The sequence below is a fragment of the Paenibacillus sp. RC84 genome (assembly GCF_041260495.1).
Taxonomy (GTDB): Bacteria; Bacillota; Bacilli; order Paenibacillales; family NBRC-103111; genus Paenibacillus_F.
Genome location: NZ_JBGBYL010000013.1, coordinates 183,313 through 191,451 on the forward strand (window position 1 = coordinate 183,313; position 8,139 = coordinate 191,451).

General features: G+C 55.2%; 6 protein-coding genes and 1 rRNA gene. 6 read left to right on the forward strand and 1 reads right to left on the reverse strand.

Going from position 1 to position 8,139, the window contains the following annotated elements; all coding sequences use genetic code 11:
- Window positions 1-11: 11 nt before the first annotated feature.
- Window positions 12-1,211, forward strand: a complete 1,200-nt coding sequence (locus ABH899_RS26415; RefSeq protein ID WP_370001733.1) for a spore coat protein — start codon at window positions 12-14, stop codon at window positions 1,209-1,211.
- A gap of 92 nt (window positions 1,212-1,303) precedes the next feature.
- Here the strand turns inward: ABH899_RS26415 and ABH899_RS26420 are convergent, their stop codons facing one another.
- Window positions 1,304-1,603, reverse strand: a complete 300-nt coding sequence (locus ABH899_RS26420) for an HNH endonuclease family protein (RefSeq protein WP_016423760.1) — start codon at window positions 1,601-1,603, stop codon at window positions 1,304-1,306.
- A 144-nt stretch (window positions 1,604-1,747) separates the two neighbouring features.
- Between ABH899_RS26420 and ABH899_RS26425 the strand changes: the two genes are divergently transcribed.
- The 5 genes from ABH899_RS26425 to ABH899_RS26445 all read left to right on the forward strand — a co-directional run.
- Window positions 1,748-2,170 (forward strand): DUF6130 family protein, encoded by a 423-nt coding sequence (locus ABH899_RS26425; RefSeq protein WP_009674186.1) that lies wholly within the window; start codon window positions 1,748-1,750, stop codon window positions 2,168-2,170.
- Window positions 2,171-2,462: 292 nt separating this feature from the next.
- Window positions 2,463-3,149 (forward strand): heptaprenylglyceryl phosphate synthase, encoded by a 687-nt coding sequence (gene pcrB / locus ABH899_RS26430; protein ID WP_370001735.1) that lies wholly within the window; start codon window positions 2,463-2,465, stop codon window positions 3,147-3,149.
- Window positions 3,150-3,199: 50 nt separating this feature from the next.
- Window positions 3,200-5,533: a DNA helicase PcrA gene (gene pcrA / locus ABH899_RS26435; RefSeq protein WP_370001737.1), complete on the forward strand. Its 2,334-nt coding sequence runs from the start codon at window positions 3,200-3,202 to the stop codon at window positions 5,531-5,533.
- Between the two features lie 41 nt (window positions 5,534-5,574).
- Window positions 5,575-7,593, forward strand: a complete 2,019-nt coding sequence (gene ligA, locus ABH899_RS26440) for an NAD-dependent DNA ligase LigA (RefSeq protein WP_370001739.1) — start codon at window positions 5,575-5,577, stop codon at window positions 7,591-7,593.
- A 465-nt stretch (window positions 7,594-8,058) separates the two neighbouring features.
- Window positions 8,059-8,139 (forward strand): 16S ribosomal RNA (locus ABH899_RS26445); the annotation flags it as partial.

Here is an 8,139-nt window from a genome sequence, read left to right on the forward strand (position 1 = left end):
GGTGGCTGCAGATGAAACAGGAACTTCAAACGGATCAAGCCGGAGAGAAACAATGGGAGGCTGCCGAACGGACGATGGCCGATTTTAAAAGGCTTGCGTCCCGATACGCATCGGCCGCATGGGATGCCCGGCAGCCCGGCATTCGCGCTCTTTACCGCCAGCTTCTCCAGCAGACGCTGGATGATCAGGATAAGCTGTACAGGCTTCTGGCCGATCGCGGGGACAAGAAGAAGGTCCAAAACGCCAGCGGGGAAGACGTGCTGCAGGAGATTGCCAGCCACGACCGGGCGCTCTCCGAGCTGGAAGCCGCTATCCGGAAAGATTTTGCCGGAATAGAAGCGAAAGAAGCTGAAACAGGGGCGTCGCCGGAAGCGGTTCTGTATACAGCAGAGGCGGACAAAACGACAGCCTTAGAACCTGTTACATACGAAGAGAAAGAACTTGAAATATTCGGAGAACGTCCCGATTACTATTCTTCTCTTTCCTCGTCTTCCGTCTATGATTCTTCATACGGAGACGTCTACCATCCCGAGCCGTCAGTCTCGGAAGAGGAAGAATCGGTTTCCGCGGAAGCGGCGGAAACGGGCTCGAGCGCGCTCGCTGCACCTGAGCAGCCAGCTCCCGCACCGGCGGCAAGCACCGCCCCCGCGCCGATGGCGCCGTCGCGCTTTGGAGGCGCGCCCGCTTCCGCAGCGCCTGAGCAGCCGGCTCCCGCACCGGCGGCAAGCGCCGCCCCCGCGCCGATGGCGCCATCGCGCTTCGGAGGCGCGCCCGCTTCCGCAGGGCCCGAGCAGCCCGCTCCCGCACCGGCGGCAAGCGCCGCCCAGCCGTACGCAGCTCCGCGCTCCCCGTACGGCAGTCCTGCCACAGGCGGAGCGGTGCCTTACGGCACGCCTGCCGCTGCAGCGCCGCCCGTGGCCTACGGGCAGCCCGCTTCCGGCGTGCCGGTTGGGCCGTCCTACGGCGGCTTCCGCAGTCCGGCCCCGGCTTCGACCCGCGAGCCGTACGGCCAGTCCCGTCCGCAGCCGGGTCAGCCCGCGGCAGGCGCTTACTCTGCCGGCCAGCCCCAGCGGTACGGGCAGCCTTACGCCAGCCAGCCGCAGCAGTCCAGCCCGACGGCAATCACGCCGCCATCTGCACAGCAGCCTTACAACTCCCCGTATAGGGGAGAGGGCGGCGGCAGGCCGCCTGCATATCGTCCGCAGGGTTAACCGCTCTGGCCCCGGTTTTTCGAATCCTGTCGGCAGCCTGGCACAATGCAAGGTGCCATCCTCAAAAAAACGCCTCCTCGAAAGGCGTTTTTTTATTGCCGCAATTCCCGGGACTTGCGGACTCGGGGAAGTGACGCCGATGGCTGTTTACGGATCCACTTCAGGAAAGCCCGCATCCGTTCATCGCCGCGCAGTGCATCAAGCGTATGCAGATCCCGCTCCAGCTGTTCGTTCGTAAACAGGGCGTGAATCTGCTTGTGGCAAGGAATGCAAAGCATAGCCGTAGGCAGAAAGGTGCCTCCTTTTTCCTTCGGAGTCAAGTGATGTTCGGTCCGTTTCACCTCGTGGCGTCCACATAATTCGCAGGTTCCCTGCTCTCTCTTTTTAACCATATTCACCTCTCCCTTCCGGTGCATTTTCGCCGTTTACAGTATTCCCTTGCCGAAGATGCTGGCATGTTTCCTCATTGCGCCACATATACAAGTTACAGGGATGTCCCTCCCGGCCATTTTATTAATCAAAGGAGTGTCTAAATCATGCGTAAAATAAGCGGTAAAAGATCTTTTGTGCTCATGCTTCTCCTCATTTTTGCCTGCAGCGGGGCCTTAACGGCATGCGGCTTTCAGAACAAATCGGAGCAGGTCGGCAGTTCGGCCGTTTCAGGCGCGGCCCCGACTATTGACGCAACCTTAACGCAGGAAGGCACATCCGCCGTTATTTCCTACAAGGTCAGCAATTTGACGATCGCAGGCGACAGCATGGGAGCAGCGCCCAAACAAGGGGAAGGCCATCTCCACATTTACGTGGATGGCGTTCAGAAAGCCATGCTGAAGACAGACGCCCCGGTCCGCCTGGAAAACATCCCTCCGGGCAAACATACGATCAAACTGTCCCTCCAGCAGAACGATCATGTTCCTTTAAATGTGGAAAAAGTATTCGATGTAACGATTAAAAAGTAAACCGGACCTTTCAAGGCCTACATAACCGGGTATCCCGAGAAGCCGAAACCGGACGAACCTCGCGTTCGGACCGGTTTCTTTTTTTATTTTCCCGGCTTTAAGCGCGGGCTTCCTTTCACTCCCACCTCTCAAAATGGAAGTTCCTCTTTCGCGAACGTACATTCCTGTTTTATAATAAAAAGAGGTCTGTTTCCTGATTTGACACACCCGGAAGCGTAGCATAGACTGAGGGTATTGAAGTGCAGACAGGCGGCTTATTTGCGCCTATGCTTGAGCGGAGGGAAGAAACGTTTTGATCGTAGACAGCTCAACCTGGAAACATGTGTTTAAGCTCGACCCCGACCGGGAAATATCCGACGAGGCTCTGGAGCGTATTTGCTTGTCCGGCACCGATGCCATTCTTGTCGGCGGCTCGTCCGGTGTAACGTTTGACAATACCGTGGATCTGCTTGCTCGGATACGCGGATTTGAAGTGCCCTGCATATTGGAAGTGTCCGATGCGGAAGCGATTGTGCCGGGCTTTGACCTGTTTTTTATTCCGATGGTGCTAAATGCCGGAGATCCCCAGTGGATTCTCGGACGGCATCACGAGGCGCTCAAAGAATACGGGGCTATCATGGACTGGAATGAAATTCTAGTCGAAGGCTATGTCATTCTGAACGGGGAATCTACCGCCGCGAAAGTGACGTCAGCCCGTACGGACCTGACCGAGCGTGACGTTGTGGCTTATGCCCGCATGGCGGAGCATCTGCTGCGGCTGCCCATTTTTTATGTGGAATACAGCGGAACTTTCGGCGATATGGAGCTTGTCGGAAGGACGAGACGTGTCCTCGAAGGCACCCGGCTTTTCTACGGCGGCGGCATTGACGGTCCCGAGAAAGCCAAGCTGGCGGCCGAAGCCGCCGATACGATTGTGGTCGGCAACCTTATATATGAAGATTTGGACCTGGCGCTGGAAACAGTGCGGGCGTTGATATAAACAAGCGGGGATCGGTTTCGGCCGCTCAGCCGTGGAAGGAAGGTAATTTCATGATTGATATACAGCAAGCCGTTCAGAAGCTCAACCCTCAGCAGCGTAAAGCCGTGGAAGCGACCGAAGGGCCTCTTCTCATTATGGCGGGCGCGGGGAGCGGCAAGACCCGGGTGTTGACCCACAGAATCGCGTATCTGATCGGAGCGAAACGGGTGGCCCCTTGGAGCATTCTGGCCATCACGTTTACCAACAAAGCCGCACGTGAAATGCGTGAACGGGTCGAACAGCTTGTGGGCCCGTCCGCGAACGACATCTGGGTCTCCACGTTCCACTCCATGTGTGTGCGGATTCTCCGCCGCGATATCGACCGGATCGGGTTCACTTCGAATTTTTCCATCCTGGATTCCGGCGATCAATTATCCGTTATTAAAACTTGCATGAAAGAGCTCAACATCGATACAAAGAAATTCGAGCCCAAAGCCGTTCAGGCCGCACTCAGCACCGCCAAGAACGAACTGATCACCCCTCAGCGTTTTGAGCAGAAGATCGGGGATTATTTTGACGGTCTGGTGGCCAAAGTCTATACCCTGTACCAGAAAAAACTCAAAAGCAACAACTCCCTGGATTTCGACGATCTCATAATGGCGACGATCCAGCTTTTTACCGATGTGCCTGAAGTTCTGGACTTTTATCAAAATAAATTCCGCTTCATTCACGTGGATGAGTATCAGGATACGAACCGCGCCCAGTATATGCTGTGCCAGATGCTGGCGGACAAATCCAAGAATCTCTGTGTCGTAGGTGACTCCGACCAATCGATTTACCGTTGGCGGGGAGCGGACATAACGAATATCCTCAACTTCGAGGAAGATTATCCGAACGCCACGACCATTTTGCTGGAGCAGAATTACCGCTCCACTTCGACCATTCTGCAGGCGGCCAATAAGGTGATCGGCAACAACACGGGCCGCAAAGCCAAGAATCTCTGGACCGACAAAGGCGAAGGCAGCAAAATCCGGGTATACCAGGCGGATTCCGAGCATGACGAGGGGTATTTTATCGCCGGTGAAATCAATAAGAACGTCGGTTCCGCGCAAAAATACGGGGATCACGCGATCCTGTACCGGACCAATGCCCAATCCCGGGTCATCGAGGAAATTTTAATTAAATCCGATATTCCTTATCAGATCGTGGGAGGCGTCAAGTTCTACGATCGCAAAGAGATCAAGGATATTCTGGCTTACTTAAGACTTATCTCCAATCCGGACGATGATATCAGCCTGACGCGGGTCGTGAATGTTCCGAAGCGGGGAATTGGGGATACTACTCTGGATAAGGTGGCCGATTTCGCGGCCAAACGGGGAATCTCTATGTTCGCTATGCTCGATGAAGTGGAATCGCTGGAAATTTCAGCGAGAACGCGCAACGCGCTTGCGGACTTCCGGGACATGATCCATAACCTTCACCGGATGGTGGACTACTTGTCCGTAACGGAACTTACCGAGAAGGTTCTGGAAATGAGCCAATACCGGATGGAACTGCAGCGTGAGAATACGCTGGAATCCAAGTCCCGGCTGGAGAACATCGACGAGTTCTTATCGGTTACCAGCGAGTTTGAAACCCGCAATGAAGACAAATCCCTTGTCGCTTTCCTGACGGATCTCGCGCTTATTGCGGATATAGATACGATGGACAAAGATGCGGGACCTCAGGACTCGGTCGTTTTGATGACTATGCACAGCGCCAAAGGCCTGGAGTTCCCCGTCGTCTTTATCATAGGCATGGAGGAAGGCGTCTTCCCTCACAGCCGCGCTGCCACGGACAACGAGGAACTGGAAGAAGAGCGGCGCCTGGCTTATGTAGGGATCACGCGTGCCGAAGAAAACCTGTTCCTTACCTGCGCCCGGATGCGGATGCTTTTCGGCCGGACAAGCGCCAACCCGCCGTCCCGGTTCCTCAAAGAGATTCCGCAGGAGCTCATGGAGATCGTTTCGTCCGGCGGAGGGGGCAGCACATTCTCCGGCTGGTCCCGCAGCGGCGGTACGAGCTTCGGGGGACGCACATCCTCCGGCTTCGGCAGTTCGGGCTCCACGAGCTTCGGACAATCTGCCGCGGGCGGCTCCTCCTGGGGAAGCCAGACTTCCTCGTTCGGCAAGTCTTCTCCGGGAGCCTCGACTGTGCGCAGTACGCCTCGTACGGCCCCTGCGGCAGCGGGAAGTCAGCCGGGAGACTTCAAGATGGGCGACAAGGTATCCCACGGCAAATGGGGTACAGGCGTTATCGTGGCGGTTAAAGGCAAGGGGGACGATACCGAGCTCCAGATCGCTTTCCCGGCGCCCGTAGGCGTCAAACGGCTTTTGGCCAAGTTTGCACCGATTACGAAGCAATAACCCGAATTTAAGGAATAGATGAGACGAGAGGAAGAAAATAGATGGCCGACTTCACTGCGGAGATGAAGACACTCATCGAAGCTATCGAGCAGCACAATTACAACTATTACACGCTGGACCGCCCGGTAGTTACCGATGCCGAATATGATAAGCTGTATGACCGGCTGGTGGAATTGGAGCAGGAGTCGGGAATGACTCTTCCGAATTCTCCTACAAGGCGTGTCGGCGGCGAGCTGTTGAAAGGGTTCGAACCCCACCGTCATCTCTCCCGGCTGTGGAGTCTGGACAAGACGCGGGACAAAGACGGCCTTAACGCGTGGCTGACGCGAGTCTTGAAGCTCGTTGGCGAGTACAACAAACAGAATCCGGACAATCCTCTGCCGCATCCGACCTTCGTCGTTGAGCTCAAGTTCGACGGTCTCACCCTCAATTTGACGTATGACAAGGGGACACTTGTCCAAGCTTCGACCCGCGGCAACGGAACGGTAGGAGAGGGAATCCTGGAGCAGGTGAAAACCATCCGTTCCGTCCCTCTGGAGATTCCGTACAAAGACGGGACCATTGAAGTGCAGGGCGAAGGCCTGATGTTCCTGTCCGTTTTGGATCAGTATAATCAGACGGCGGCCGAACCGTTCAAAAATGCGCGCAATGCGGCCGCAGGGGCTCTTCGCAACCTGAATCCGCAAGTAACGGCGAAACGCAAACTGAGCGCCTTCTTCTATAATGTAGGCTATTCCGATAACCTCCGGTTCACCGACCACCGGGAGATGGTGGAGTTTCTTAAAGTGAATCGGTTTAAAGTTAATCCGGACATCAAATTTTTCGACTCCATCGACGATGTTATGGAGGAACTGGAGCGTATCGGAAGCAATCGCCTAAGCTATGACTTCCTCATCGACGGAGCAGTAGTCAAAGTGGCGGATATGCGTACGCGGGAAGTGCTGGGCTATACCGAGAAATTTCCGCGCTGGGCTATCGCATTCAAGTTCGAGGCCGAAGAGGTTACGACCGTTCTGGAATCCGTATCCTGGGAAGTGGGACGCACAGGCAAAATAACGCCGGTAGCGCGCGTGGAACCGGTCGATCTGGCAGGTGTGACCGTACAGAACTGTACGCTGAACAATATCGGTGACATCGAACGCAAAAACTTGAAGCATGCTCTGGGAAGTCTTGTTTATATCCGCCGCTCCAACGACGTGATCCCGGAAATACTCGGCAAAGCCACGGAAGAGATTGACGGTGAAGAGATCGTATACCCGGAAAATTGCCCGGCTTGCGGAACTCCGCTTGAACAGCGCGGGGCCCATTTATTCTGTTCGAACCGCCTGGGCTGCAGGCCTCAGATGATCGGCAGAATTACTCATTTCGCTTCCCGCGACGCGATGGATATCGATACGTTCAGTGTCATGACGGCGGAACAGCTCTATCAGGAGGTGGGCGTACGCGATCCTGCGGACCTGTACAGGCTCACTTATGACGATTTGATCAAGCTGGAACGTTTCGGCGAGAAAAAAGCCAACAAGCTGCTTGCCGCGTTCGAGAAAAGCAAGGAGTGCGACCTTTCGTCCTTCCTGTTTGCTTTAGGCATTCCGAATACGGGCAAAACCACGACCAAAGTGCTGGCCGAGCATCTCGGCAGCCTGGGTAGGGTCATGGAGGCGTCGATCGAAGAACTGATCGCACTGCCGGATGTCGGCGGTATCGTCGCCGACAGCATCTACAGCTTCTTCCGCGATCCGCTCATGCAGGACAGCATCTCCCGCATGCTTGCGGCGGGCGTCGCACCTCGCGCGGAAGAAAAGCCGGCCGCCGCGGCGGACGAGAGCCATCCCCTCTTCGGCAAAACCATCGTGCTGACAGGTACACTCAGCGCGATGAGCCGGGACGAAGCGGCGGATAAGCTCGAAGCTCTCGGCGCCAAAGTAACCGGCAGCGTCTCGAAGAAGACGGACATCGTGATCGCCGGGGAGAGTGCCGGCAGCAAACTTGCCAAGGCCCAATCTCTTGGCATCCGCATAATAGATGACGAGCAGGAGCTTCTTGCTCTGCTCGGTGAGTAGTTAGTCACCGTTTGGATACAAGAGACAAGGCTCGTTCGTACGGGCCTTGTCTTTACTCTTGTATATAGAAGAAGTTCGAGTGAGGAACTCCGCCAGTTTACTGGTTTATCCCGCGGGGTCTTTGCAGCAGCCACCATGTGATTGACCATGGTCGTGGATGCCAAGCGCCGCACGCTGTAAAGGAGAAAGCAGCGGCTATTCAGAGTTATTTCAAAGGCTTTGGAAGCCTGAATTTCATGCTTGTACCCATTTTCCAACCTCATTAAACACCTGGAAGAAAATTCTTTTAAAATAGGGGTTGCAAATAGTTAAAAAGCCTGATAATATTAGTTCTTGTCACCGCAAGTGACGCAAACATTAAGTAAGCTCCTTGAAAACTGAACAGAACTAATTTACAACCAGCATAGATTTAAAATTGAGCTTAATCAGCTTGAGATAAACCGCTGGCCTATGGCCGGCACAACTTTATCGGAGAGTTTGATCCTGGCTCAGGACGAACGCTGGCGGCGTGCCTAATACATGCAAGTCGAGCGGACTTGATGAGAA